General features: G+C 53.7%; 21 protein-coding genes, 1 tRNA gene and 1 pseudogene. 13 read left to right on the top strand and 10 right to left on the bottom strand.

Going from position 1 to position 26,390, the window contains the following annotated elements; all coding sequences use genetic code 11:
- Positions 1 to 77: 77 nt before the first annotated feature.
- The 4 genes from MXM41_RS19320 to MXM41_RS19335 all read right to left on the bottom strand — a co-directional run bounded on the left by MXM41_RS19320 (position 78) and on the right by MXM41_RS19335 (position 4,870).
- Positions 78 to 1,217 (bottom strand): ABC transporter permease, encoded by a 1,140-nt coding sequence (locus MXM41_RS19320; RefSeq protein WP_325933768.1) that lies wholly within the window; start codon positions 1,215 to 1,217, stop codon positions 78 to 80.
- A complete protein-coding gene (locus tag MXM41_RS19325; protein ID WP_325933770.1) occupies positions 1,204 to 2,121 on the bottom strand; it encodes an ABC transporter ATP-binding protein in 918 nt (305 codons plus the stop codon). Before MXM41_RS19325 ends, MXM41_RS19320 begins: the two co-directional genes overlap by 14 nt.
- Positions 2,114 to 3,079, bottom strand: coding sequence for an HlyD family secretion protein (locus MXM41_RS19330; protein WP_325933771.1), 966 nt, complete (start codon positions 3,077 to 3,079; stop codon positions 2,114 to 2,116). Before MXM41_RS19330 ends, MXM41_RS19325 begins: the two co-directional genes overlap by 8 nt.
- Before the next feature lie 90 nt (positions 3,080 to 3,169).
- On the bottom strand, positions 3,170 to 4,870 hold the full coding sequence (locus MXM41_RS19335) for a lysophospholipid acyltransferase family protein (protein ID WP_325933772.1): 1,701 nt from the start codon (positions 4,868 to 4,870) through the stop codon (positions 3,170 to 3,172).
- A gap of 510 nt (positions 4,871 to 5,380) precedes the next feature.
- On the opposite strand from MXM41_RS19335, the gene MXM41_RS19340 reads away from it, so the two are divergent.
- Positions 5,381 to 6,244, top strand: coding sequence for a YicC/YloC family endoribonuclease (locus MXM41_RS19340; RefSeq protein ID WP_325933774.1), 864 nt, complete (start codon positions 5,381 to 5,383; stop codon positions 6,242 to 6,244).
- Positions 6,245 to 6,444: 200 nt separating this feature from the next.
- Positions 6,445 to 7,062, top strand: a complete 618-nt coding sequence (locus tag MXM41_RS19345) for a trimeric intracellular cation channel family protein (protein WP_325933775.1) — start codon at positions 6,445 to 6,447, stop codon at positions 7,060 to 7,062.
- Here the strand turns inward: MXM41_RS19345 and ligB are convergent.
- Positions 7,059 to 8,729 carry an NAD-dependent DNA ligase LigB gene (gene ligB / locus MXM41_RS19350; RefSeq protein WP_325933776.1) on the bottom strand — a complete coding sequence of 557 codons (1,671 nt, stop codon included), beginning with the start codon at positions 8,727 to 8,729 and terminating at the stop codon, positions 7,059 to 7,061. The genes MXM41_RS19345 and ligB overlap by 4 nt on opposite strands.
- 250 nt (positions 8,730 to 8,979) lie before the next feature.
- Here ligB and gmk point away from each other — a divergent pair, with 250 nt between their 5' ends.
- The 5 genes from gmk to recG are packed head-to-tail and all read left to right on the top strand — an operon-like array spanning position 8,980 to position 14,843.
- Complete coding sequence (gene gmk, locus MXM41_RS19355) at positions 8,980 to 9,603, top strand: guanylate kinase (RefSeq protein ID WP_325933777.1); 624 nt, start codon at positions 8,980 to 8,982, stop codon at positions 9,601 to 9,603.
- Between the two features lie 54 nt (positions 9,604 to 9,657).
- Positions 9,658 to 9,933, top strand: a complete 276-nt coding sequence (rpoZ, locus tag MXM41_RS19360) for a DNA-directed RNA polymerase subunit omega (protein WP_039030179.1) — start codon at positions 9,658 to 9,660, stop codon at positions 9,931 to 9,933.
- Positions 9,934 to 9,952: 19 nt separating this feature from the next.
- A complete protein-coding gene (spoT, locus tag MXM41_RS19365) occupies positions 9,953 to 12,064 on the top strand; it encodes a bifunctional GTP diphosphokinase/guanosine-3',5'-bis pyrophosphate 3'-pyrophosphohydrolase (protein ID WP_325933778.1) in 2,112 nt (703 codons plus the stop codon).
- A 4-nt stretch (positions 12,065 to 12,068) separates the two neighbouring features.
- A complete protein-coding gene (trmH, locus tag MXM41_RS19370; RefSeq protein WP_325933779.1) occupies positions 12,069 to 12,758 on the top strand; it encodes a tRNA (guanosine(18)-2'-O)-methyltransferase TrmH in 690 nt (229 codons plus the stop codon).
- 3 nt (positions 12,759 to 12,761) lie between these two features.
- Positions 12,762 to 14,843: an ATP-dependent DNA helicase RecG gene (gene recG / locus MXM41_RS19375; protein WP_325933780.1), complete on the top strand. Its 2,082-nt coding sequence runs from the start codon at positions 12,762 to 12,764 to the stop codon at positions 14,841 to 14,843.
- Here recG and gltS read toward each other — a convergent pair whose 3' ends face one another.
- Positions 14,844 to 16,046 carry a sodium/glutamate symporter gene (gene gltS, locus MXM41_RS19380; protein WP_325933782.1) on the bottom strand — a complete coding sequence of 401 codons (1,203 nt, stop codon included), beginning with the start codon at positions 16,044 to 16,046 and terminating at the stop codon, positions 14,844 to 14,846.
- Between the two features lie 225 nt (positions 16,047 to 16,271).
- Between gltS and MXM41_RS19385 the strand changes: the two genes are divergently transcribed.
- Positions 16,272 to 17,663, top strand: coding sequence for an NCS2 family protein (locus MXM41_RS19385; protein WP_325933783.1), 1,392 nt, complete (start codon positions 16,272 to 16,274; stop codon positions 17,661 to 17,663).
- 119 nt (positions 17,664 to 17,782) lie between these two features.
- Positions 17,783 to 19,495, top strand: coding sequence for an AsmA family protein (locus tag MXM41_RS19390; protein ID WP_325933784.1), 1,713 nt, complete (start codon positions 17,783 to 17,785; stop codon positions 19,493 to 19,495).
- 68 nt (positions 19,496 to 19,563) lie between these two features.
- Here the strand turns inward: MXM41_RS19390 and yicI are convergent, their stop codons facing one another.
- Positions 19,564 to 21,882, bottom strand: a complete 2,319-nt coding sequence (gene yicI, locus MXM41_RS19395) for an alpha-xylosidase (protein WP_325933786.1) — start codon at positions 21,880 to 21,882, stop codon at positions 19,564 to 19,566.
- 12 nt (positions 21,883 to 21,894) lie between these two features.
- Positions 21,895 to 23,289: a glycoside-pentoside-hexuronide family transporter gene (locus tag MXM41_RS19400; RefSeq protein ID WP_325933787.1), complete on the bottom strand. Its 1,395-nt coding sequence runs from the start codon at positions 23,287 to 23,289 to the stop codon at positions 21,895 to 21,897.
- A gap of 282 nt (positions 23,290 to 23,571) precedes the next feature.
- On the opposite strand from MXM41_RS19400, the gene MXM41_RS19405 reads away from it, so the two are divergent.
- Positions 23,572 to 23,666: transfer RNA gene (locus MXM41_RS19405), tRNA-Sec, on the top strand.
- A gap of 133 nt (positions 23,667 to 23,799) precedes the next feature.
- Positions 23,800 to 24,380 (top strand): annotated as a pseudogene (locus MXM41_RS19410) (DUF6680 family protein).
- Between the two features lie 3 nt (positions 24,381 to 24,383).
- Here MXM41_RS19410 and MXM41_RS19415 read toward each other — a convergent pair.
- A complete protein-coding gene (locus MXM41_RS19415) occupies positions 24,384 to 24,575 on the bottom strand; it encodes a toxin-antitoxin system HicB family antitoxin (protein ID WP_325933788.1) in 192 nt (63 codons plus the stop codon).
- Between the two features lie 124 nt (positions 24,576 to 24,699).
- Here MXM41_RS19415 and MXM41_RS19420 point away from each other — a divergent pair, with 124 nt between their 5' ends.
- Both MXM41_RS19420 and MXM41_RS19425 read left to right on the top strand, forming a co-directional pair.
- Positions 24,700 to 24,987 (top strand): SymE family type I addiction module toxin, encoded by a 288-nt coding sequence (locus tag MXM41_RS19420; RefSeq protein WP_325933789.1) that lies wholly within the window; start codon positions 24,700 to 24,702, stop codon positions 24,985 to 24,987.
- Positions 24,988 to 25,225: 238 nt separating this feature from the next.
- Positions 25,226 to 25,837: a hypothetical protein gene (locus tag MXM41_RS19425; protein WP_325933790.1), complete on the top strand. Its 612-nt coding sequence runs from the start codon at positions 25,226 to 25,228 to the stop codon at positions 25,835 to 25,837.
- Positions 25,838 to 25,920: 83 nt separating this feature from the next.
- Here the strand turns inward: MXM41_RS19425 and MXM41_RS19430 are convergent, their stop codons facing one another.
- The gene (locus tag MXM41_RS19430) at positions 25,921 to 26,358 is read right to left on the bottom strand and encodes an acetyltransferase (RefSeq protein ID WP_325933791.1); all 438 of its coding nucleotides are present in this window, start codon (positions 26,356 to 26,358) and stop codon (positions 25,921 to 25,923) included.
- Positions 26,359 to 26,390: the final 32 nt, after the last annotated feature.

The following is a 26,390-nucleotide window of genomic DNA, read 5'->3' on the forward strand; positions in this document are numbered from 1 at the left end:
AAACGAATGTGAGGGCGCATTATACGAATTTCATGGCTAAAAGCCTATGCCAACCCCTGCCGGGCTCACACATAATGTCAGTCCAGCGTTTTACGGTAGGATTTCAAGCCCACGGCAATCACAACCACCGCCAGGCCGAGCAGCGGCAAAAGATCGGGTAGTAATGCCGCCGCAGAATATCCTTTCAGCATGATGCCCTTAATCAGCCTGATGAAATAGGTCAGTGGTAAACAGGAGCCAATAGCTTTCGCCCAATCTGGCATGCTAATAAAGGGGCTGATAAAGCCGGAAAGCATGATCGAAGGGATAAAGTAAAATGACGACATCTGCAGCGCCTGCAACTGGTTTTGCGCCAGGCCAGAGATACCAATGCCAATTGAAAGGCAAAGAAAAACATAAATCAGCAGAACCAGAAACAGCAGAAAAACGCTGCCGTGCAGGGGAATATTGAACAACAGAACGGCGGCGATCAGTATTAACGTCGCCTGAAAGAGGCCAATGATAACAAACGGCGTTATTTTCCCAACAATCACCTCCAGCCCGGACAAAGGAGAGACCAGTAAATTTTCTAACGCGCCGTTTTCCCGTTCACGAGTGATAGACAGAGCGGTCATCAGGATCAATGTCGTGCTGAGTATCGACCCCATAATGCCGGGAATGGTATTAAACTGGGTGATCCCTTCCGGGTTAAACATGCGATGTATCACCAGGTCGAAATCATCCTCCTGTTGCGCGACGCGCATTCCCCCCGGCAAATCTTGCCTGAACGCCGATTTCGCAACCTGCACCAGCGCGCTAAGCGCATTTCCTGTGGTCATCGGATCGATGGCGTCTCCCTGAATTAACAGTTGAGGCTTATCGCCACGTAGCATTTTGCGGGTAAACCCCTCTGGAATAGTCACAATAAACGTGACGTCGCCCCTGACAAATGCTTTTTGAGCAGCCTCTTCAGAATCGACAGGTATCATCGAAAAGTAGCCGGTATTTTGCGCGCTCGTCACAAAAATCTGGCTCATGCGTTCGGTATCGTAATTTAATAATGCAGTAGGCAAATTATGGGGATCCATATTTATTGCATAGCCAAGAATGATAAGCTGAAATATAGGCGTAAGGATCACCATGCCGATACTGACTTTATCACGACGTAACTCGTGAATTTCCTTGATAACCACGCCAATCCAGCGGATTAAGGAGAAGTTTATATTAATTTTTTTCACAATCACTTTTCATTAAATAGGTAAAGGCATCTTCCAGATTGGTATCAACCTGGCAGAACTCATAACCCTTTTGGGTAAATGCAAAAAGCGTGGCTTTTAACTTCGCCTCATCTCGGGAGGTTATATAAAGCTGATTACCAAAAATAACGGTTTGCTCAATCTCCGGTAAACGCTGTAGCTGACTTTCAAGTGCCGTCAATCCGGCACCGCTGGTTCTTACTGTAATAAGATTCTGCGCCGCGATAATCGATGCAATCGTCCCATTCGCCAGTAGCCGACCATAAGAGAGATAGGCAACTTTATGGCAGCGCTCAGCCTCATCCATATAATGCGTGCTGACCAGTATTGATATTCCTCTGTCAGATAACTGATGCAGCATTTGCCAGAATTCACGTCGCGCCTTGGGATCCACGCCAGCGGTAGGTTCATCCAGAAACAGTAAAACAGGTTCATGCAGCATACATGCCGCCAGGGCCATCCTCTGCTTCCAGCCGCCAGAAAGTACCTTCGCCATTTGATGCTGCCGGGAGGTGAGGCCTAACTCTGAAAGTGCGCGTTCTACCCGTGCTTTACGTTGGTCGAGGCTATAGAGCCGGGAGATAAAAAGTAAGTTTTCCCGGATGGTCAAATTCCCCCACATAGAGAAATACTGGGTCATGTAACCTATATTTCTTTTTATTTGTTCCCGCTGCGTAAAAATGTCCATCCCCAGACATGAGCCTTCTCCTGAATCTGGGGTGATCAAACCGCACATCATCCGGATAGAAGTCGTTTTTCCACTGCCGTTCGGGCCGAGAAATCCATAAATTTCGCCTTTCGCCACCTGAAGAGAAAAATCCTTTACGGCGTGATGCTCGCCAAAATACTTATTAAGGTTTTTTACATCAATACAAAGATTATTCATCCGGAATGATTTCCACATCAAACGGTTGGCCGATTTTCATATACGCAGCCTGCTCCCGGGCAGGAATAGCCTCCGCCATAAAAATTAGCTTCTCCCGGCGTTTCGTACTGTAAATAACGGGAGGCGTAAATTCTGCTTCAGGATTTATATAATTAATCATGCCAGGGATTGCCTCTGCACAGCCGTCGCATGATAACCTTACTTTAGTTCCGATTTTGAATTTACCGAGCAATGCTTCGGGTATAAAGAAGCGTACCTTAATGTTATCGGGAGGTAGCAGACTGATTATTGGGCTGCCCGCAGAAGGACGCTCCCCGGCTCGATAAATGATATCAAAGACCTTTGCGTTAACCGGAGAAACAATCGTAGTCTGCTGAACATCCCAGCGAGCTTTATCTCGTTCAAGCCTGGTGGCTTCTACCTGCGCGAGCTGTTTATTAATTTCATCCTGACGGGCAGGCAGTTGACGGGCTTTTAATTGATTAATGAGCTCTTCGACCTGCGCACCTTTTTGCGTTAATTCATCACTGATATCTTCCCATTCCGCTAGTGATATTGCTTGTCTGGCATAAAGATTACGGTAGCGTTCAAGCTGGCGCTTTACCTGCAATTCTGACGATCGTGCTTTTTTAATCTGAGCACGTATAACATCTAACTCTTCTGGCCGTTCACCTGAGGTTAAATTTCGCAGCAGAGCGTTTTCAGCAGAAAGCTTTTCCTCGGCCTGCAAGAGAATATTTTTGGCCTCAAAGGATTCAATCTTGACCAACTCCTGACCATCTTTAACTTCATCCCCCTTATTTACTAACAGCCGATCTATTTTGGCATTACCAGAATATGAGAGATATACAAATTCCCCATGTGAATAGCCGGATAAGATGTTGTCTGGTTTGTTATCACAGCCTGTTATTACCAGCACCGCTATCAGAGCTAAAAATGTCGTTTTTGGTTTTTGCATCAACACGCATCCATATGCATACAATACTTATACATCGCTGATTCCTGGAATGAATAATTCTCACTCCAGGGCCAGATAGCGATGTAAAAGCTAATCCTTTAAATAATGTTTGAAGTACATTTCATTTAATTTTTCAACAGTACTCAGATTTAACCCTGCTATTGAGTTAAAAGAGACATCTTTTGTAAAAGAAATGATAGACGATCCACCGGGAGAAAACCATTTAGCACACTGCTTAAACGGCCATGGTAATTCATAACCTTTGTCTCGCAGAAGTTGGTTGAGCACGATCCAGTCATGTCTGAAATCTTTCCCGGAAAAATGAGTTAAGTACTGTGAATCCTCTGCAGTAAATAATTTTACAGGAGTGCAAAACTTATTTTCGATGGAAAAATACATATTATAAAAACTTACGATCAGTTTCTGTACGTCTTCAGGGAAAGATCCCGGGATAGTCAAAACCCCCAATAAGTATTTATAGCCAGGATACCTTTTTACAAAATCGAATATGCCTCGCCATAAATAATCAAGCGCATTACTTTTTTGATAGGGTTTCTGAATAAATCCACGGCCAATTTCCACAGATTTTTCTAAACAGGGATACGCACTTTCGTGGTAGTTAAATAAGCTATTACTGTAAAGACCCGAGATCCCCTGGCGGGCTAATTGCTCACCAATGGGCATAACTCGATACGCGCCGAGAATTTCTGTCTCAGAAGGGTCCCATAAAATGATATGGTAATAGCTATCATCAAAAATATCATTATCCTTCTCTTTACCGGACCCCGATCCTATATCACGATAGCAACGTTCGCGCAGGCGCCCTAACTCATCAATAATGGGTGAGTCACCAGCAGTGTCGCGGCGATACATCACTAGCTTTTTACCATCACTAAACTGTCTTAGTACTTCGCACGCTTCTATCGCACTTATCAAACCACATTTGCTTTCGATATCTTCTTGTGGAGAGACAGTATCCAGAAGCACAGGCCCATTGTTACCTGTACTCTGAAGATGCATTAAGCACACGCTTGCTGCTGCAGAGAGATCTTTATTATATTTCTTAAAAGACATTAAGGAGATTTGTTGCCCTACTTTAATCTTCATGGTTTTACCACGATGACGCAGCGACTCCCGGATAATCATAAGGTTGGATAGCTGCCGCCAGATCGTTGCGGTAAAATAGTAGGTTTTACTGTTCGCCCCAGTAATATGAACAGGCACTAGCGCCGCATTATTACGGATAGCCAGCTGTAAAAAACCGGGATTCCATGCATGCTCCTGTAATCCAGAGAGTGACCAGTTGGCCAGCTTACCGGCAGGGCAGATAATTAATACACCACCATTTTTTAGATGATCGTTCATCTCCCTGAATTTTTTATGGCTCATCTTGCCGGCCATATTCTCAATACCAATCGTAAGCTCTGATACCTGAGGAAATATAATAGGTAAAATGTGGTTTGCAACTATCTTTATATCTTTCCGAACCCTTGAGACAGTATGTATTAAGGACAACCCATCCATAACAGTAGGATGATTTGAAACAACAACCGCAGCACCATGTCGCGGTATATTATTGAAATCGCAATTATCCGTTTCACATTTTAGTTTGAAAAACTCAATAACTGAACTAACCCACGCAATACCCTTTTTATTAAATAATTGATCATCATACATCAATCGGGTAAATATTTTATTTCCAAATGCGTTTCTGAACAACCAATTTTTCCAAAAAGAGAGTTTTGTATCAGGAAAGAATTCTCTGATGACTTTGTCAAAGATAACGTCCATATTAAAATCCTTTTTATAGAACTTTCTCTAACAGGACTATACTCGGTATCCTTCCGGCGAGCAATACCGCCAAACTTTAAAAAAACCAATGCAAAATAATCACATATAATTGAAATGATAGTATTCATAATAGAAATGAAACTAATGAAAAATTAATGGTTTTATATTGCTGTCTTACTCGAATATATACAAGTTGCTTAAAGATAAATCTCTATAACATTTCCCAAGATTATATCTCCTCTCAGGGTGAAAATATTAATTACGTCTTCAAATAGTAAAATATTTTACCTGGAAGTATCTGGGATGTTTATACAGATCAATTATTACATTTAAAAAATTAACAACCGTTGAAAGGCATCGCTTAAAACAATAAGTATCAGATTATTAAATACATTGTGGCAGGTCGACAGGAAAGAATTTGCATTCAACTATTTCACCACTATTCCTGTTAAGTCCCCGTCCGCATAGCTATAATCCTTTGCATTCATTATTACGAAAACAGGAACATCTATGATCCGCAGTATGACCGCCTACGCCCGCCGTGAAATCAAAGGTGCATGGGGTAGCGCCACGTGGGAAATGCGCTCGGTTAACCAACGCTATCTTGAAACCTATTTCCGTATGCCAGAACAGTTCCGCAGCCTTGAGCCTGTGGTACGTGAGCGTATCCGCGCTCGCCTGACCCGCGGAAAGATTGAATGCAACCTGCGTTTTGAGCCCGATGCGAGCGCGCAAGGGGAGCTGATCCTTAATGAGAAACTGGCTAAACAGCTGGTGAACGCCGCTAACTGGGTCAAAATGCAGAGCGACGAAGGCGAAATCAACCCGGTGGATATCCTGCGCTGGCCTGGCGTGATGGCCGCTGGCGAACAGGATCTGGACGCGATTGCAGCGGAACTTCTTACCGCTCTGGATAGCACGCTGGATGATTTTATCGTAGCCCGAGAAACCGAAGGCCAGGCGTTGAAAGCGCTTATTGAGCAACGTCTGGAAGGCGTGAGCGGCGAAGTGGTTAAAGTCCGTTCCCATATGCCGGAGATCCTGCAGTGGCAGCGTGAGCGTCTGGTCGCCAAACTGGAAGATGCCGAAGTTCAGCTGGAAAATAACCGCCTCGAGCAGGAACTGGTGCTGATGGCCCAGCGTATTGATGTGGCGGAAGAGCTGGACCGTCTGGAAGCGCACGTCAAAGAAACCTATAACATTCTGAAGAAGAAAGAAGCCGTGGGCCGCCGTCTCGACTTTATGATGCAGGAGTTCAACCGCGAGTCGAACACCCTGGCATCTAAGTCAATCAATGCCGAAGTGACCAACTCTGCGATTGAATTGAAGGTGTTGATCGAGCAGATGCGCGAGCAAATTCAGAATATCGAGTAATGCATTATCTGGCGTGGCGCTAAGGCCACGCCATCCTGAATAAATCTAATGTGAAAATTGTATCCATTAGCCCCTTACATCTCACTAAATAGCCTATTAGCCATTAGAAAACCTAAGGCAAAACACCTCACACAAGAAAATCTAAATCGTGAGCCACAGCACAAAACGTTACCCTGATGGCCTTAATTCTGGGGGGTAACATGCTGCTGCATATCCTGTATCTGATCGGTATCACCGCTGAAGCCATGACCGGCGCCCTGGCCGCCGGACGTCGTCGTATGGACACCTTCGGCGTTATCATTATTGCCACCGCCACGGCGTTGGGCGGAGGATCCGTGCGGGATATTCTGCTGGGTCATTATCCGCTCGGCTGGGTCCAACATCCTGAATATGTGATTATTGTCGCCGTCGCCGCCGTCCTGACGACCATTGCCGCCCCGGTTATGCCCCATCTGCGCCGTCTGTTCCTGGTGCTGGATGCCCTCGGCCTGATCGTATTTTCTATTATTGGCGCTCAGGTTGCGCTGGATATGGGGCAGGGCCCGGTTATCGCCACTATCGCGGCGGTGATCACCGGCGTGTTTGGCGGCGTACTGCGCGATATGTTCTGTAAACGCATTCCGCTGGTGTTTCAGAAAGAGCTTTATGCCGGGGTCTCCTTCGCGTCCGCCGTGCTGTATGTCGCGCTGCAGCACTACGTGAGCAATCAGGATGTGGTGATTATTTCCACCCTGTTATTTGGCTTTACCGCCCGCATGCTGGCGCTACGTTTAAAACTGGGGCTCCCTGTTTTTTACTATAACCACAGCAGCCACTAAAAACCCTGCACGTCCTGCTTACCCAGCCAGGCGGTCAGGGCGTTAACGGTGGGCTGGTGCACAAACTCAACCAGCCTGCGCGCCCTTTCCGGGCCGATGCCCGGCACCTGACGCCAGCGTAACGCGTCTCTGTTCAGCAACTGCTGCCACTGCCGATCGCTGAGCGCGCGCATGGCCATGCGCGGCAGAGGAACGCCCAGCGCATCCAGCCAGCGGGTAAAGGGTTGACGACGAGCCATATTGAATTGATGCCAGAGCCTGAGTCCGCGCTGCGCCGTTATTCCAGGGGTGCGCTGTAACTGTTCCTGAGTGAGCGCCAGCCATGAAAAGAGATGCGCAAAATGGTGCGCCTGATGCAGAGACTGCCAGCCTGCCTCACCCAATCCTGCGATATTTAACACCGATGACGAACTCAGCCACGCCAGCCGGGCCATAAACTGTTCATGACATTCCGGTGTGGCATAAAAACAGGTGAGCGGTGTGAATCGGGGTGCCGGCGGCACGGGTTTACGTCGGTCGCTTGCCCGCCAGACGACTTTATCCACGCGCGGGATCCCCTGCCCGGCCAGGCTGACCTGAATCTGATCTCCCGGCGCAATATCCAGTGCCTGCCATCGCCCCACCGTCCCCAGATTTACGCGCTGCACCCGTTTATCATCAAGCTGTACGGGTTCTAACGTGGCGACCACCGCAATTCTGCCGGTACGCCCGACGGTAAAATTGATGGCCCGCACCTCAGCAACCCGTGCAACCGGCTCGTATTTCCATGCCACGACCCAACTGCCCTCTCCAGGCAGCCAGCGGTTGCCTGCGGGCTCCTGTGCCGAGCGGATCACGACACCATCGGTGACAAAGGGCAGCGGCGATCTGAACCAGCGATCGCGTATTTTTTTTACCTCCTCCAGCGAGCTGACCCGGTGTGTCCATGCTTCCGTAAGGGTGAAGCCTGCCCGGGATAACCTCTGCAGACGCTCGGGCATCGAAGCGGGGCCATCTGGCCACGCCCAGATGAAGATACCGATACGATACAGCTCTGGGCCAGTCTCTTGCCGCATCATCGTCCCGGCAACTTTTGCCCGCGCATTCATGCCACCCATCTGCTGCTGAATATGGTTATCGCGGCTTAAAAAGAGTTCGCCCTGCAACACGCTGTTGGCGAGCGGGCCCGTTACCCGCGTGGGCACGGAGGGAATGTGCTTAACTTTCGCCGTCCAGTCTTCGCCTTTCAACCCGTCGCCCCGGCTGGTGGCCTGCACCAGTTGCCCCTGACGGTAGACCAGCGTTACCGCCACGCCATCCACTTTCGGTTGGATCCACAGGTCGCGACGCGCTTGCATCCACTGCCGGAGTGCCGCTTTATCGGCTATCTTCGGCACCCCGGTGTGGCTGACCGGGTGCCTGATTGAACCCTTCGCAGGGACCAGCGCGTCCGCAGCCTGTTCATCGCCAAAGCAGTTCCGCCACTGTTTGAGCCTTGCCGCCAGCTGGTCATAAACTTCGTCGTTCACATCGCTGACGCCCTGTTGCCAGTACGCCTTATCCCAGCGTGCTATTTGCGCGCTGAGCCTGACTATCTCCTGCTCTGCCTGAGTGGGCGACCAGACCGGGCATACCGCCTGTCCAGCACTGCTCCAGAGCCACAACAGCAAGCCAATATATCGCCACATTGTTACCCCTCCCTGTTTTACAAGGGGTATAACGTGATGCGCAGCTGCAGGCGATACGCATAAACCGACTTTACGAGGCCGCGTCAGAACATTATTTCTGTTGCAGCAAAAAGGAGATAAAACCGGAAAACGGTACGCAAAATTCAAGGAAGACCAGGAAAAAGTGTGACAAAGGCTACGTCACGCAGCGGCGACGTGTATAATAAGCCCGTATGTAGGACTTCAACGCTATCAACATACAAAGACTCTCATGGCTCAAGGCACGCTTTATATTGTTTCTGCCCCAAGTGGCGCGGGTAAATCCAGCCTGATTCAGGCGCTGTTAAAAACCCAACCGTTGTACGATACGCAGGTTTCTGTTTCTCACACCACGCGCGCACCGCGCCCGGGTGAAGTGCACGGTGAACACTATTTCTTTGTGGATCACGACGAATTCAGAACGATGATTGGCAGAGACGCATTCCTTGAACACGCCGAGGTCTTCGGTAACTATTACGGCACCTCGCGTGAAACCATTGAGCAGGTGCTGTCGACCGGCGTGAACGTGTTCCTTGATATCGACTGGCAGGGCGCGCAGCAGATTCGCAATAAAATGCCTGATTCGCGCAGTATCTTTATTTTACCGCCGTCGAAAGATGAGCTGGATCGCCGCCTGCGTGGCCGCGGCCAGGATAGCGAAGAAGTTATCGCAAAACGTATGGCCCAGGCAGTTGCGGAAATGAGCCATTACGCCGAATATGATTACCTGATTGTGAATGATGATTTTGACGCCGCCCTGAGCGATCTCAAAACTATTCTTCGCGCCGAACGTCTGCGCATGAGCCGCCAGAAGCAGCGACATGACGCATTAATCACCAAACTGTTGGCAGACTGAACCCACATTCAGTATCATGCCCAGTCATTTCTTCATCTGTGGAGCATTTTAAGTATGGCACGCGTAACTGTTCAGGACGCTGTAGAGAAAATTGGTAACCGTTTTGACCTGGTGCTGGTCGCCGCGCGTCGCGCTCGTCAGATGCAGTCAGGCGGTAAAGATCCGCTGGTACCGGAAGAAAACGATAAAACTACCGTTATCGCACTGCGCGAAATCGAAGAAGGCCTGATCAACAGCCAGATCCTCGATGTTCGTGAGCGCCAGGAGCAGCAAGAGCAGGAAGCCGCAGAACTGCAGGCCGTCACCGCCATTGCTGAAGGTCGTCGTTAATTAAACCTGCAGGTCGCCCTTGTATCTGTTTGAAAGCCTGAATCAACTGATTCAAACCTACCTGCCGGTAGACCAGATTAAGCGTCTCCAGCAGGCGTATCTCGTTGCACGTGACGCTCACGAGGGCCAGACACGTTCAAGCGGTGAACCCTATATCACGCACCCGGTAGCGGTGGCCTGTATTCTGGCCGAGATGAAACTCGACTATGAAACGCTGATGGCCGCCCTGCTGCATGATGTGATTGAAGATACCCCCGCCACCTACCAGGATATGGAACAGCTATTTGGCAAAAGCGTTGCCGAGCTGGTGGAAGGGGTCTCTAAGCTCGATAAGCTAAATTTCCGCGACAAGAAAGAGGCGCAGGCCGAAAACTTTCGCAAGATGATCATGGCGATGGTACAGGATATCCGCGTCATTCTGATCAAGCTCGCCGACCGTACTCACAATATGCGCACGCTGGGTTCGCTTCGCCCGGACAAACGACGTCGCATTGCCCGTGAAACCCTCGAAATCTACAGTCCGCTGGCGCACCGTTTAGGTATTCATCACATTAAAACCGAGCTGGAAGAGCTGGGTTTTGAAGCGCTGTACCCGAACCGCTTCCGCGTGATTAAAGAGGTGGTGAAAGCCGCACGTGGCAACCGTAAAGAGATGATTCAGAAGATCCTCTCAGAAATCGAAGGACGTTTGCAGGAAGCGGGTATCCCCTGTCGCGTCAGCGGTCGCGAAAAGCATTTGTACTCTATCTACTGCAAAATGGTGCTCAAAGAGCAGCGTTTTCACTCGATCATGGATATCTACGCGTTCCGCGTGATCGTCCACGATTCCGATACCTGCTATCGCGTGCTCGGTCAGATGCACAGCCTGTACAAACCGCGTCCGGGAAGGATGAAAGACTACATCGCCATTCCAAAAGCGAACGGCTATCAGTCTCTGCACACCTCGATGATTGGTCCGCACGGCGTACCGGTTGAAGTGCAAATTCGTACCGAGGATATGGATCAGATGGCGGAGATGGGTGTTGCCGCGCACTGGGCCTACAAAGAGCATGGCGAAACCAGCACCACCGCGCAGATCCGCGCCCAGCGCTGGATGCAGAGCCTGCTGGAGCTGCAACAGAGCGCCGGTAGCTCGTTTGAATTTATCGAGAGCGTTAAATCCGATCTCTTCCCGGATGAGATTTACGTTTTCACACCAGAAGGGCGTATTGTCGAACTGCCTGCTGGTGCCACGCCGGTCGACTTTGCCTACGCCGTGCATACCGATATCGGTCATGCCTGCGTGGGCGCACGTGTCGACAGGCAACCGTATCCGCTGTCACAGCCGTTGACCAGCGGCCAGACGGTAGAAATCATTACTGCACCTGGCGCACGTCCAAACGCGGCGTGGCTCAACTTTGTCGTGAGTTCGAAGGCCCGCGCCAAGATCCGACAGCTGCTGAAAAACCTCAAACGCGACGACTCCGTCAGCCTGGGTCGTCGTCTGCTCAACCATGCGTTAGGCGGTAGCCGCAAGCTGGCGGAGATCCCGAAAGAGAACGTACAGCGTGAACTCGAGCGTATGAAGCTCGCCACGCTGGACGATCTGCTGGCGGAGATCGGCCTTGGCAACGCGATGAGTGTGGTGGTAGCGAAGAACCTGCAGCAGGGCGAAACCTCTGTACCGCAGTCGTCATCCACCAGCCACGGGCATCTGCCGATCAAAGGCGCCGACGGCGTACTGATCACCTTTGCCAAGTGCTGCCGCCCTATTCCTGGCGACCCGATTATTGCCCACGTCAGCCCGGGCAAAGGCCTGGTTATCCATCACGAATCCTGTCGTAACATCCGCGGCTACCAGAAAGAGCCGGAGAAGTTCATGGCGGTTGAGTGGGATAAAGAGACCGAGCAGGAATTTATCACCGAGATCAAGGTGGATATGTTCAACCACCAGGGCGCACTGGCGAACCTGACGGCGGCAATCAACACTGCCTCTTCCAATATTCATAGCCTGAATACCGAAGAGAAGGATGGTCGTGTCTATAGCGCCTTTATTCGTCTGACCGCGCGGGATCGCGTGCATCTGGCGAATATCATGCGCAAAATCCGCGTGATGGCTGACGTCATTAAAGTCACCCGTAACCGAAACTAGTTTTATGAATGCAACGCGTTATGCACGTATCTGTGAGATGCTCGCCAGGCGTCAGCCCGATCTGACGGTCTGCATGGAAGAGGTGCATAAGCCCCATAACGTTGCTGCTATCGTCCGTACTGCAGACGCCGTCGGCGTGCATGAAGTGCACGCCGTCTGGAAGGGGACGCGGATGCGTCCCATGGCCTCAGCTGCCGCAGGCAGCAACAGCTGGGTACAGGTCAAAGCCCACGACACCATTGGCGAAGCCATTTCGCACCTGAAAGGGCGCGGCATGCAGGTGCTGGCGACCCACCTTTCCGACAACGCCGTCGATTTCCGTGAAATTGATTACACCCGCCCGACCTGCATTCTCATGGGTCAGGAGAAAACAGGGATCACCCGGCAGGCTTTAGATCTGGCGGATCAGGACATCATCATCCCGATGATCGGCATGGTGCAGTCGCTGAACGTCTCCGTGGCGTCGGCGCTCATTCTGTATGAAGCGCAACGTCAGCGACAAAATGCCGGGATGTACAAACGCGAGAACAGCATGCTGCCGGAAGGCGAGCAGCAGCGCCTGCTGTTTGAAGGCGGTTACCCGGTGCTGGCCAGAGTGGCAAAGCAGAAAAAATTACCCTACCCCCACGTCAATCTGCAGGGCGAAATTGAAGCCGATGCGACGTGGTGGGCCACGATGCAGGCGGCGAAGTAAATCATGCAAGGCCGCCTGTTGGATGCTGTGCCGCTCAACTCCCTGACGGGCGTGGGTGCGGCCCAAAGCAGCAAGCTGGCAAAAATTGGCCTGCATACCGTGCAGGATCTCCTTCTGCATCTCCCCCTGCGTTACGAAGACCGCACCCAGCTCTATCAGATTGGCGACCTGCTGCCCGGGATCTATGCCACCGTGGAAGGCGAAGTGCTGAACTGCAACATCACCTTCGGCGGTCGCCGGATGATGACCTGCCAGATCAGCGACGGCTCCGGCATCCTGACGATGCGTTTCTTTAACTTCAGCGCCGCCATGAAAAACAGCCTCGCCGCTGGTCGCCGGGTGCTGGCCTACGGCGAAGCCAAACGCGGGAAATACGGCGCGGAGATGATCCACCCGGAGTACCGCGTACAGGGCGATCTCAGCACCCCTGAGATGCAGGAGACGCTGACCCCGGTCTACCCGACCACCGAAGGCGTTAAGCAGGCGACGCTGCGCAAGCTGACCGACCAGGCGCTGGAGCTGCTCGATACCTGTGCTATCGCCGAACTGCTGCCGCCCGAGCTGGCACAGGGGATGATGAGCCTGCCGGAGGCGTTGCGTACCCTGCACCGTCCGCCGCCGACCCTGCAACTCAGCGATTTAGAGAGCGGGCAGCATCCGGCACAGCGACGGCTCATCCTGGAAGAGCTGCTGGCGCATAACCTGAGCATGCTGGCGCTGCGCGCCGGCGCCCAGCGTTTTCATGCCCTGCCGCTCCCGCCCCTTAACGATTTAAAAGACCGACTTCTGGCCTCGCTGCCGTTTAAGCCCACCGGGGCGCAGGCCCGCGTGACCGCCGAGATCGAGCACGATATGGCGCTGGACGTGCCGATGATGCGCCTGGTCCAGGGCGATGTCGGCTCAGGCAAAACGCTGGTGGCTGCGCTGGCCGCGCTTCGCGCCATCGCCCACGGCAGGCAGGTTGCCCTGATGGCGCCGACTGAACTGCTGGCCGAACAGCATGCCAATAACTTCCGCAGCTGGTTTGCCCCGCTCGGCGTCGAAGTGGGCTGGCTGGCCGGTAAGCAAAAAGGCAAAGCGCGCCAGGCGCAGCAGGAGGCCATTGCCAGCGGTCAGGTGCAGATGATTGTCGGCACCCACGCCATCTTCCAGGAGCAGGTGCAGTTTCACGGTCTGGCGCTGGTCATTATCGATGAACAACACCGTTTCGGCGTGCATCAACGTCTGGCGCTGTGGGAGAAAGGTCTCCAGCAGGGGTACCATCCGCACCAGCTGATCATGACCGCCACGCCGATCCCGCGCACCCTTGCGATGACCGCCTACGCCGATCTCGATACCTCGATTATCGACGAGCTGCCCCCGGGTCGCACGCCGGTGACCACCGTCGCCATTCCGGATACCCGCCGCAGCGATATTATCGACCGCGTGCGTAACGCCTGCCTGCAGGAGGGTCGTCAGGCCTACTGGGTTTGCACCCTGATTGAAGAGTCCGATCTGCTGGAAGCGCAGGCGGCGGAAGCCACCTGGGAAGAGTTGAAGCTGGCGCTACCGGCGCTGAACGTCGGGCTGGTGCATGGCCGCATGAAGCCTGCGGAAAAACAGGCGGTGATGCAGGCCTTCAAGCAGGGCGATCTGCATCTGCTGATCGCCACCACGGTGATTGAAGTGGGGGTGGATGTGCCTAACGCCAGCCTGATGATCATCGAAAACCCGGAGCGTCTGGGCCTGGCACAGCTCCACCAGCTGCGTGGCCGCGTCGGACGTGGCGCGGTGGCCTCGCACTGCGTGTTGCTTTACAAAGCCCCGCTGTCGAAAACCGCGCAGAAGCGCCTGCAGGTGTTACGCGACAGCAATGACGGCTTTGTGATTGCGCAACAGGATCTGGAGATCCGCGGGCCCGGTGAATTACTGGGGACGCGTCAGACGGGTAATGCCGAGTTTAAGGTGGCGGATTTGCTGCGCGATCAGGGCATGATCCCCGAAGTTCAGCGTCTGGCACGCCATATCCATGAACGCTACCCCGAACAGGCGGCAGCGTTAATCGACCGCTGGATGCCAGAGACCGGGCGTTACTCGAACGCCTGATCAGCCAAAGATAGGCAACAGCAGGTAAAGCTTAATCACGATCGCATTGACGATATCAATAAAGAACGCCCCCACCATCGGTACCACCAGAAACGCCATATGTGACGGACCGAAACGTTCGGTAATGGCCTGCATGTTGGCGATCGCCGTCGGCGTTGCCCCCATACCAAAACCGCAGTGTCCGGCCGCCAGCACCGCCGCATCGTAGTTTTTGCCCATCAACCGCCAGGTAATGAACATGGCGTACAGCGCCATAAACAGGGTCTGTACTCCCAGAATCACCAGCATTGGCAGAGCCAGCGACGCCAGTTCCCACAGCTTAAGGCTCATCAGCGCCATCGCCAGGAACAGCGACAGGCAGACGTTGCCCAGCACCGATACCGCCCGCTCAAAGACGCGATAAAAGCCCATCAGTGAGAGACCGTTGCTGAGGATAACCCCCACAAAGAGCACGCAGACAAAGGTCGGCAGCTCCAGCGCGGAGCCCGCCAGTAGTTGCGCAATCACTTTGCCCACCGTCAGGCAGATGGCAATCAGGGCGATGGTTTCGATCAGCACCAGAGAGGTGATCATGCGCCCGACGTCCGGCTTCTCAAACGCCGATGGCGTGATCTCATCGTCAGGGCAACCGTTCGGGGTAGTGGAGTGCTTTACCAGATAGCGCGCCACCGGCCCGCCAATCAGGCCACCCAGCACCAGGCCAAAGGTGGCGCAAGCCATCGCCACTTCGGTGGCATTCTGAAAGCCGTAACGCTCAACAAACAGCTTGCTCCACGCCGCGCCGGTACCGTGTCCGCCCGACAGCGTGATCGAGCCGGCCAGCAGGCCCATCAGCGGATCCAGCCCCAACAGCGAGGCCATACCGATGCCAATGGCGTTCTGCATTACCAGCAGCCCGACCACCACAATTAAGAACACCCCCAGCACTTTGCCGCCTGCCCGCAGGCTGGACAGGTTGGCGTTCAGACCGATAGTGGCGAAAAAGGCCAGCATCAGCGGGTCTTTTAAGGTCATATCAAAGTCGATTTCCCAACCCATGCTTTTTTTCAGCACCAGCAGCGCAATGGCGGCCAGCAATCCGCCCGCGACGGGCTCCGGGATGGTGTATTTTCTGAGAAAGGGGACGCTATGAACCAGTTTACGGCCAAGCAGTAGAACCAGTGTTGCCGCAACGAGGGTCGACAACGTATCGAGATGAATCATAGTGGGCTCCTTTTAAGGCACGTACTCCATCAACAAGTGCGTTTTCCTGAAACGTTTGCGCGTTATTAGCGCAATCGGGAGCAGGAGTGTAATGAACTTTGCCGCTTCGCGACAGAAAAAGCCGTGCCGGACGGGTGAATTTATCAACGTTTTTTGTAAGCAATCGTTTGCTTTTCTCACCGACTCGGCTAAAATGCCCGCTTTTCCTCCAGGGGTTCGCAGCAGATGTCCGTTAACGCCATTGAACAGCAGGATGCGCAACCGATTGCGCAGCCGCACAACAGTGAACTGATTTACCGTCTTGAAGATCGTCCGCCGCTGGCGCAGACCTTGTTCGCCGCCTGTCAGCATCTGCTGGCCATGTTTGTGGCCGTCATTACCCCTGCGCTGCTGATCTGCCAGGCGCTCGGTTTACCGGCCCAGGACACCCAACACATTATTAGTATGTCGCTGTTTGCCTCAGGCGTGGCGTCCATCATTCAGATTAAGGCCTGGGGTCCGGTGGGCTCCGGCCTGCTGTCGATTCAGGGCACCAGCTTTAACTTTGTGGCACCGCTTATCATGGGCGGTACGGCGCTGAAAACCGGCGGCGCGGATGTGCCAACGATGATGGCGGCGCTGTTCGGCACCCTGATGCTGGCCAGCTGCACCGAGATGGTGATTTCCCGCGTTCTGCACCTGGCGCGCCGCATTATTACCCCGCTGGTCTCCGGCGTGGTGGTGATGATTATCGGGCTGTCGCTGATTCAGGTGGGCCTCACCTCCATCGGCGGAGGCTACGCGGCGATGAACGACCACACCTTCGGCGCACCGAAAAACCTGCTGCTGGCGGGCATCGTGCTGGCGATCATTATTCTGCTCAACCGTCAGCGTAACCCTTACCTGCGCGTCGCTTCGCTGGTGATTGCCATGGCGGCAGGCTATCTGGCCGCCTGGGCGATGGACATGCTGCCGCAATCCAGCGCCCCGACCGACAGCCCACTGATCATGGTCCCGACGCCGCTGTACTACGGTCTGGGCATTGACTGGAGCTTGCTCCTGCCGCTGATGCTGGTGTTTATGATCACCTCCCTGGAAACCATCGGCGACATCACCGCCACGTCCGACGTCTCTGAGCAGCCGGTCTCTGGCCCGCTGTACATGAAGCGCCTGAAGGGCGGCGTGCTGGCAAACGGCCTGAACTCCTTTGTGTCCGCCGTGTTTAATACCTTCCCGAACTCCTGCTTCGGTCAGAACAATGGCGTGATCCAGCTCACCGGCGTCGCCAGCCGCTATGTGGGCTTTGTCGTCGCACTGATGCTGGTTTTACTGGGCCTGTTCCCGGCGGTAAGCGGCTTTGTGCAGCATATTCCTGAGCCGGTTCTGGGCGGCGCAACGCTGGTGATGTTCGGTACCATCGCGGCATCGGGCGTGCGTATCGTCTCTCGCGAGCCGCTGAACCGTCGCGCCATCATGATTATTGCGCTGTCGCTGGCCGTGGGTCTGGGTGTTTCTCAGCAGCCGCTGATCCTGCAGTTTGCGCCAGACTGGGTGAAGAACCTGCTCTCTTCCGGCATCGCTGCCGGCGGTATCACCGCTATCGTTCTGAACCTGATCTTCCCGCCAGAAAAGCAGTAATCGCTTTTTACGGCAGCAGGCAACTGCTGCCGTAATCCGGAATTACACTATTCCCGCCTTGAGCATTGCGCATAAATCGTGCATAACTCCTTTATGTGCGTTTTACGTGATGGAAGACCATGAAATTTATTGGAAAGCTTCTCGTCGGTATTCTGGCCGTTCTGCTTATTGCGATCCTCGCGCTCTATATCCTTGTTCAGACCCGCTGGGGCGCGGCGCAGGTCAGCAGCTGGATCACGGTAAACACCGATTACGAACTCAATTTTGACCTGATGGATCACCGCTTCTCGTCGCCCACGCATCTGGTGCTGAAAAACGTCACCTTCGGGCGCGACGGCCAGCCTGCCACCCTTGTCGCAAAAATGGTGGATATCGGCGTGAGCAGCCGCCAGCTTACCGATCCGCTGCATATGGATACCATCACCCTGTTTGATGGCACATTGAATCTCTCGCCGCAGACAGCCCCCCTTCCTTTTCAGGCCGACCGTCTGCTGCTGAACAACATGGCGTTTAACAGCCCCAATACCGCGTGGGATCTGAGCGCACAAAAAGTGACCGGCGGCGTACGCCCCTGGGACCCCGAAGCAGGCAACGTGCTGGGTAAGAAAGCGCAGATTCAGATCAGCGCCGGCTCGCTGACGCTGAACGGCGTGCCGGCCAGCAACGTGCTGATCGAGGGTGAGCTGAGCGATAAAGAGGTCATTCTGACCACCATCGGCGCAGATATGGCCCGGGGCTCGCTCACCGGTAACGCGCGTCGCGACGCCAACGGCGGCTGGAAGGTGGACAATATGCGCCTGAACGATATCCGCCTGCAGAGCGATAAATCCCTGTCCGACTTCTTCGCCCCCATCACCACCCTGCCGTCGTTACAGATTGGCCGCCTCGATGTGACCGACGCCCGCCTGCAGGGGCCGGACTGGGCGGTGACCGATCTCGATTTAAGCCTGCGCAACCTGACCCTGAGCCAGGGCGACTGGCAGAGCGAGGACGGTCGTCTGTCGATGAACGCCAGTGAGTATATCTACGGCTCCCTGCACCTGTTCGACCCGATCCTCAACGCCGAATTCTCCCCACAAGGGATCGCCCTGCGCCAGTTCACCTCACGCTGGGAAGGCGGGATGGTGCGTACCTCCGGCAACTGGTTACGCAGCGGTAAAGCGCTGGTGCTGGATGATGTCGCCGTCGCCGGGCTGGAATACACCCTGCCGGAAAACTGGAAAACCCAGTGGATGGAGACCCTGCCGGAGTGGCTGCACAGCGTCACGCTGCGCAAGTTTGGCCTGAGCCGTAATCTGGTGATCGACGTCGACACCGCCTTCCCGTGGCAGATCACCGCCCTTGACGGCTACGGCACCAACCTGCAGCTGGCAAAAGATCGCGAGTGGGGCGTATGGGCTGGCACCGCTACGCTGAACGGCGCGGCCGCCACCTTTAACCGGGTGGACGTGCGCCGTCCGTCGCTGTCGCTCTCGGCCAACGCCTCGACGATTGCCATCAACGAGCTGAGCGCCTTTACCGAGAAAGGGATCCTGGAAGCGAAGGCCAGCGTCTCGCAGACGCCAGGGCGCCAGACCACCGTTAACCTGACCGGGCGCGGCGTGCCGTTGAACATCATCCAGCAGTGGGGCTGGCCCGCGCTGCCGGTGAGCGGCGATGGCAACCTTAAGCTCACCGCCAGCGGCAACGTGCAGAAAGATTCGCCGTTAAAGCCGACGGTCAACGGCAGGTTAAACGCGGTGAATATGGATAAGCAGCAGGTGACACAGACGATGACGGGTGGGGCGGTGAGTACGGTTGAGCAACAACCCTCACCCCAGCCCTCTCCCTGAAAGGGAGAGGGAGCAAACCCGTCCTCATCTGCTTAAAGATGGGCACTAACTCTTAGAGGGAGAGGGGCTCAGAGGTGAATCACCACCTCGTTCCCCTCCGCTTTCACCACCACGCCCCACTCGCTTCCCGCATGTGATGCGCCTTTCACGCCGCTCACACGATGCACATTGCGCAAACAGACCGACCAGCCCCGCGCTTCGCCGCTTCCTTCTAACGTGATGGTATCGCCGTGGCGCGTCGCGGTCAGGGTAAAGGCGACGACACCGTTAGCCGCAGGCACTTCACTCACCGCCGTCGCGCCATCGTTCAGGCTAAACAGCTGGAAGGCGGTACCTTCATTCCAGGCGTAATCCGGCTTCTGGTCGTTGTTGCCCAGCGCCAGCAGGGTGTTGTCCCGCACGTAGACCGGCAGGCTCCGGAAATCATGCTGCTGTTTGTGCCAGCGGCTGCCCTGGATTTCGTCGTTGTGCCACAGGTGCGTCCAGCGCCCTTCTGGCAGATAAAACTGCACGTCGCCCGCCTCGCTGAACACCGGCGCAACCATCACCGCATCACCCAGCATGTACTGACGGTCGAGGTAGTCGCAGGCCGGATCGTCCGGGAACTCGATCATCATGGCGCGCAGCATCGGCGTACCGCACTCGCGGGCCAGCGCCGCCTGGCGATAGAGGTACGGCATCATCCGGCACTTCAGCTGCGTGAAGTGGCGCACCACGTCGCAGGACTCGTCATCATACGCCCACGGCACCCGGTAGGATTTGCTGCCATGCAGGCGGCTGTGGCTGGAGAGCAGCCCGAACGCGCACCAGCGTTTATAGACGTGCGCCGGAGCGGTATTCTCGAACCCGCCGATATCGTGGCTCCAGAAGCCAAAGCCCGACAGGCCAATGGACAGCCCACCGCGCAGGCTTTCAGCCATCGATTCGTAGTTGGCGTAGCAGTCGCCGCCCCAGTGCACCGGGAACTGTTGTGCGCCCACGGAGGCCGAACGGGCAAACAGCACCGCCTCCTCCTCGCCCACCGTCTCTTTCAGCACGTTCCACACCAGCTCGTTATAGATATAGGCGTAGTGGTTGTGCATCTTCTGCGGATCGGAACCGTCGAACCACTGCACGTCGGTCGGGATACGCTCGCCAAAGTCGGTTTTGAAGCAGTCGACGCCGATATCCACCAGGCCTTTCAGCTTGTCGGCGTACCATGCACAGGCTTCCGGGTTGGTGAAGTCGTAGATTGCCAGCCCCGGCTGCCATTTATCCCACTGCCACAGGGAGCCATCCGGGCGCTTCAGCAGATAACCCTTCTCTTTCAGCTCCTTAAATACCGGGGATTTTTGCCCGATGTACGGGTTGATCCAGACGCAGACCTTCAGCCCTTTCTCCTTCAGGCGGCGGATCATCCCTTCCGGATCCGGGAAGGTGACCGGGTCCCACTCAAAGTCGCACCACTGGAAGGCCTTCATCCAGAAGCAGTCGAAGTGGAAGACGTGCAGCGGCAGGTCGCGCTCGGCCATACCGTCGATAAAGCTGTTTACCGTCGCTTCGTCGTAGTTGGTGGTGAACGAGGTGGTGAGCCACAGGCCGAACGACCATGCTGGCGGCAGCGCCGGACGACCGGTGAATTGCGTATAGCGGTTGAGCACCGCTTTCGGCGTCGGGCCGTCGATAACGAAGTATTCCAGATACTCGCCTTCAACGCTGAACTGCACCTTCGACACCTTCTCAGAGCCAATCTCAAAGGAGACGTTCTCCGGGTGGTTCACCAGCACGCCGTAGCCGCGGTTGGTGAGGTAGAACGGAATGTTTTTGTAGGATTGTTCGGTGCTGGTGCCGCCGTCGCGGTTCCAGGTTTCAACCGTCTGGCCGTTGCGCACCAGAGCGGTAAAGCGCTCGCCGAGGCCGTAGACGGTTTCGCCCACGCCCAGATCCAGGCGCTCAAACATGTAGTTGCGATCGGTATTGCCGTCCTGCACGTAGCCGTTGTTTTTCAGCTGGCTGCCGGTGATGCGCTGCCCGTCGCGGAAGAAATCCAGCGACCAGAACTCGCCTTTGGTAACGCGCACGCTAAGGTTGCCGCTTTTCAGTTCGGCAAACTCCGCGTTGTTTTCAATCTGCACGTTAACGTCTTTCAGGACGTTGAGCGGATAGTGCGGGCCGTTATTCAGCGCCCCCTGGAAGTGCTCGATGCGCACCCCGACAATCCCCTCCTGCGGCGCGAACAGGCGCACCGTGAACATAAGCGTATCCAGCTGCCAGGTGCGCTCGCGCACGTCGCGCGGGGCGACATAGGCCACCAGGTCGTTGCCCTGCTGCTCCACCTCGAACACCTGCACCGGGTAGGTCACGTTCAGACCCGGTTGAATTAGCCAGTTTCCGTCACTGATTTTCATGCTTTCGTCCTCTTAGTTCTGTAATTCTTTGCTGACCGGCAGGGTATTAAATTCCTGCTCATTACGTCGTGCGCCCTGCGCCAGATCGTCCATGATTTTCACCAGGAACGGCGTTTTCAGGCTGTAGTAGCGTTTGGCGATCACCGCGCTCAGCAGGTAGCACGCGGCGGGCACCAGGGTAAACAGGGCAATGATGATGCTGATGGTGGCGCTGTTCTGGGTTTTGGCTGCGGCATCGTAGCCGCCACCTGCCAGCATCCAGCCGATGAGCGCCCCGCCCAGCGCCAGCCCCAGCTTGAGCACGAACAGCGTGCCCGCAAAGCTGATGCCGGTGAGGCGTTTGCCGTTGGTCCACTCGCCGTAATCGACGGTATCGGACATCATCACCCACTGGATCGGCGTCACCAGCTGGTGCAGCACGCCAATCACGAAGATAAAGCCGAACATGGTGATGCTGGCCTGCATCGGCACGAAGAACATCGCCACGCTCGCCACCGCCAGCAGGGCATTGGTCCACCAGAAGACGCTGACTTTGCACTTCCAGTCGGTGAGCGGTTTTGCCAGCGCGGAGCCAATCAGGTTGCCGACACAGTAAGTGGTGAGGAAGGCGACGAACAGCTCCGGCGAGCCCATGATCCAGGTGACGTAGTACATCATCGCCCCGCCGCGCACGCAGACCGCCAGTATGTTGAGGATGGTAAGCAGCCCGACGATGCGCCACTGGTCGTTCTTCCAGATGTCGCGCAGATCTTCGCGCATGGAGGTGGTGCTTGGCGGCACCTGGATGCGCTCTTTGGTGGTGAAGAAGCAGAACGCCAGCATGAGGAACGCCACCACCGACAGCACGGCGATGCCGCCCTGGAAGCCGAGCGCTTTATCCTCGCCGCCAATCATATTCACCAGAGGCATCATCAGCACCGTAGAGAGCATGCCGCCCGCCGTCGCCAGCACAAAGCGCCAGGATTGCAGGGAGATACGCTGCGTCGGGTCGTTGGTGATCACCCCGCCCAGGGCGCAGTACGGGATGTTGACCACGGTATAGAGCAGGGTCAACAGGGTGTAGGTGACGGCGGCATAGATCATTTTGCCGTTCAGGCTGAGATCCGGCGTGGTGTAGGCCAGCACGCAGACCAGACCAAACGGGATGGCGCCGAACAGTATCCACGGCCGGAACTTACCCCAGCGGCTGCGGGTGCGGTCGGCAATCAGCCCCATGCAGGGGTCGGAGATGGCGTCCAGCGCACGCGCCAGCAGGAACATGGTGCCGACAAACCCGGCGGGGATGCCGAAGATATCGGTGTAGAAGAACATCATGTAGAGCATGACGTTGTCGAAGATAATGTGACTTGCGGCGTCACCCATGCCGTAACCAATTTTCTCTTTGACGGATAAGACTTCGCTTTTCATTGTTATTCCTTCACGCGTAGGGCGCTGAGACCGGTTACATTTTTTGTAAACCATTCACCCACGGGCAGGTATTGCGTTTTCTGGTTACGTTTTTACGTTTCTTGTTTTTTGTGATCGCGGTAAAAGTGCTGACGGGGAAAATGTAACCTGAGGATTTTCTTAAGAATTAGCTTAAAAGGGGGAATCCAGGTCAAAAGAGGGACAAAAAATGTGTGCGAAAGGATGGGGTAAATGATTGAAAGTAGATATAATGCGCCCGCCTCCATGTAGCAATCGAGGCGCGGAAGATCGTCATCTCCGGTGAGGTGGCTGGACTTCAAATCCAGTTGGGGCCGCCAGCGGTCCTGGGCAGGTTCGACTCCTGTGATCTTCCGCCAAAATCTATTATATTCCTTCTTTATATTTATGCCTTTCTATTTATTTTATATTTCTTCAATACCTTTAGCTATGATACTTTTATAAGGTGAAGTAATGAATAGTTTCTTTGGAATGGAAAGTAAAGATATAATAATGACTGCCGCAGTTCTTATTGGCCCTATACTGGCAGTTCAAATACAAAAAATTCTAGAGCAGTTCCGCGAAAAAAACAAAACCGCTTACATATATTTAGAACATTAATGTCAACACGATCACAAAGATTACACCGAGATCATGTCCAAGCTTTAAATATGATTGATATTGAATTTTATGGGCGGAAAATACCTGTTATCAAGACTAGATATCAAACAAATAAAGAACAAGCGGTAACTCACGCTTGGAAAAGCTATAACAATCACTTAAATAAAGGGAAAGATTTTCCAGATATAAATATATGGATATCAAAATCTGATGATTTGTTTACCGATTTGTTATATAGCATTGCGCAGTCAATGAATTATGATTTTTATAAAGTACAATTACAAAGAGACTGTTATCGCCCAATTGCGCATGGAGATTTAGAAACCACACAAGCCAATATTCTTAAAGGTCTTGAAGATATATTTAAGGGAAACAGCTCTTTACCTATGACTATAACTAATATTCCTCTAGGTAACTCGAATAATAGAAGTGAAGATACTCAAGAAGCCAATCAAGACATTGAGTTACCGTGACAATTAACCCTCAGGTTCAATACCTTTCATCCTTAACGCTTCCCTCGCCAGTTCCTTCAGCCAGCTGGCGAGGCTCACCCCTTCCTCCGCCGCCACAGCATCCAACTGTTCCTTCAATGCCGGATCAATACGCATTTTAAACTGCGGGGACTGCCCGCCGCCTTTTGGTTTTTTTTCGCGCGCTATGATTGACATGGGGCCACCTATCCATCTAATCTGAACCATATAGGAGGCCACCTAAACCTCCAGCTTTATCAACGCTCCAGTGTGCTCGAACACACCGGAGCGTCTAACCTCACCAACTATCAAGGAGTTGATTATGGCTGATTCGCATTCTACCCCAGACACCACCGCAACCGGAACTGAGCGTACATTAATTGTGGGATATCGCCCGCAAGGTCTCGATCGCAGTACGCCCAATCTCATCCTTTCCGGCAAATGGCTGCGTGCGGCGGGATTTGATACCGGGGATAAAGTCACGTTAAAAGTCATGGATGGCTGCATCGTAGTGATGGCGCACAACCCGCATGAAAAGGCACTGCTCGCTGAGTTAAAGCAGGCGCAGCAGAAGCTAAAAGGGATTGAAGGAGCGCTGTCCATGGTGTAATCACAGGCTGATCACCTGATTATTACTTAACCTGTAAGTCAGGCTTACAGGTTCGGCAGACTCGAAACCAAAGCAGATATGCAGTTGTTCAGCAAAACCGAACAACTGCCGCGGCCCGTAACCCTCATCTCACACTCATCACCATGCAAAAATCAGAATTTTACAAAAAAAGACTGGCAAGCGGCCAGTAAATAGCACGGTATACTCACGACGATACAAATCAGAATGAGTGCCAGACATGAAAACAATAGCTAATGTCAAAATTAAATGCTTATCGTTCCTGACTCTTATATTACTTTCAGCCTGCCATCACGCTTTCGCGGCCAAAATGACAGGCTTTGCGGAGCAATATTACCGGGATGACCTCTCTTCCCAAGAAGTTGTATCACAACAGCCTATCTCTCCCACCATTACTATCGGCAACAAAGCTATTCAGATGGAGACGACTTACCTGACGGATATTGCTGATATACCCATTCAGACAGACAGCTCTGCTCGCTGGCTCTGCCTGCATTCAAAAGACGGTACAAATTATTGGTTTATTTCCGATAATGAAATGGGGAGGGGGTTACTCACTGCTATTGCGATAGCTAAAGACGGCAATCATAAAGAGTGTGTGGCATCGCCAGAATCCATTCGCGTTTCCATAGCGAAGATATCTTTGCCTGATACCACTCGTCAGGATATCGCTCAGTCGCTCGGTACTCATGAAATAATAAAAAAGGAGGCTTTCCTTTTGTATCAGGAAACACCCACTCAGGACGAATTCACTCAAAGCAATACCGTCTCTTATTACTTCAATGGCGAGAAAGTGCGTGGCGTGATCGTTGGGCAGATTACGAGTAACTAATCATTTTCTGGAAAGGGAGAGGGCGGCTTTCCCCTCACCCCAACCCTCTCCCCACAGGGGCGAGGGGGCAGTATGTGCAGTAGTTAACCCTTATACCGCATATGCAACAACGGAAACGGATTGCCCTGCCCGTCCAGTTCCGACCGCCCGGTCTGCACAAACCCCATATGCTGATAAAACCCAACCCCTTGCGGGTTTTGCTCGTTAACGTCCACCTCGTTCGCGCCGAAATGGTCAATGGCGTGTCTCAGCAGCAGCGTGCCGACGCCTTTTCCCCGGCTCGCATCATCCACAAACAGCATTTCAATGCGGTTTTCATCCACACCCAAAAAGCCGTGAATGGCGCCGCTTTCATCCCGGGCGATCACAACCTTTAAGTTCGGTAAATAGGCGTTAAGCAATAACGGGCGTAATGCCGCAATATCGCTCTCCTGCAAAAAGTGGTGCGTAGCGCGAACGGAGGACTCCCAGATCGCGACGAGACGTTCAAATTGTGAGGGGACTGCGGTTTCGATTTTCATAATGCGATCATGGCCTAGAAACGAATCTACAT

Source organism: Leclercia adecarboxylata, assembly GCF_035787115.1.
GTDB classification, from domain to species: domain Bacteria; phylum Pseudomonadota; class Gammaproteobacteria; order Enterobacterales; family Enterobacteriaceae; genus Enterobacter; species Enterobacter adecarboxylatus_E.